The following is a 1,196-nucleotide window of genomic DNA, read 5'->3' on the forward strand; positions in this document are numbered from 1 at the left end:
CCGCACGGCCAGCGCCGGGTCCGGGGCCACGCCGTAGAGCCGGTACGTTTCCGCCACCCAGTCCATCTGGCGGATCAGCCCCACCACCTGCTCGCGCTTCTCCAGCAGGCCGGCGCCCGCGGCGTCGCCGCTGAACAGCCGCCGGTTGGCGGCCACCGGCTCGAAGGCGCTGCCGATGGCCGGCACCGTCTCGTAGCCCCGGGTCCGCACCCCGATCAGCGCCGGCTGATCCAGCGGCAGGCGGGCGAAGTCGTGGGCGAAGGGGATCAGGGAGGCGGCGTCGGCCGGCGGCTGGGCCCGGGTGCCGCTCACCTGCATGCGGAAGCCGAGGTTCACCGCGGCGCTGCGGGCGACCGACGTCACCGTCTCCACCAGGGCGGGGTTGAGGCTCAGGCCGCCGAGGCCCAGCTCGGCGCCGATCTGTCGCTCCACCAGGCGTGCCTGCTCCCGCGACTGGGCGTAGAAGGTGAACACCCCATGGCACTCGCCGCCCACCTCCGCCGCCGCCACGAAGCCATCGCCGTGCAGGGCCACGAAGGCCTCCAGCTCGGCGGCGCCGGCCGGAACCGCCAGCCCCTCCAGCGGCCGGGTCTGGCCCGCCTCCAGCGCCACGCTCACCTGCCGGGCCCACACCACCAGCGACAGGCTGAAGGCGGTGGTCTTCAGGGAGTCGCGGAACGAGCGCTTGGCCCCCAGCAGGCTCAGGGGGCCCAGGCCGACGCCCAGGGAGGTGTCGGTGTGCAGGGAACGCTCCAGCTCCTGGCTGCTGCGGCAGAGCTGCCAGCCCACCGTGCTGCCGCCGCCCGCGGCCAGCACCGTGCCGCCCACGGCCGCCTCAAGGGGCTCGCCCGGGTCGGCGACGCTGTGGCGCCCCCGGAACAGGGCCCCCCGGGCGACCTGCTGCGCCAGCTCCGACGGGTCAGCCATGGCGACACGGTCAGCTGACCCAAGCGTAGGCAGGGTCGATACGGTGGCCCCATGGACCCGCTCTGGCTGTCGGATCACCTGCTGGCCTGGCTGCGTTCGCCGCTGGGGGCGATGGCCTTCGTGCCCCTCTATGCCCTGTGGGTCACCCTGCTGCTGCCGGGGGTCTGGGCCTCGATGCTGGCCGGGGTGCTGTACGGCCCGCTCTGGGGCAGCGTGCTGGTGTTCGCCGGGGCCTGCCTCGGGGCCATGGCGGTGTTCCTGCTGGGGCG

At 74.7% G+C, this 1,196-nt stretch carries 1 protein-coding gene and 1 pseudogene; one reads left to right on the forward strand and one right to left on the reverse strand.

What is annotated here, in order from left to right; translation table 11 throughout:
* On the reverse strand, window positions 1-927 hold a 927-nt coding region (locus VB737_RS07130), incomplete at its 3' end, for a hypothetical protein (RefSeq protein WP_500312224.1).
* Between the two features lie 51 nt (window positions 928-978).
* On the opposite strand from VB737_RS07130, the pseudogene VB737_RS07135 reads away from it, so the two are divergent.
* Window positions 979-1,196: pseudogene (locus VB737_RS07135) on the forward strand (TVP38/TMEM64 family protein); the annotation flags it as partial.

This window comes from Synechococcus sp. BA-120 BA3 (genome assembly GCF_034931285.1).
Classification (GTDB): Bacteria; Cyanobacteriota; Cyanobacteriia; order PCC-6307; family Cyanobiaceae; genus Cyanobium.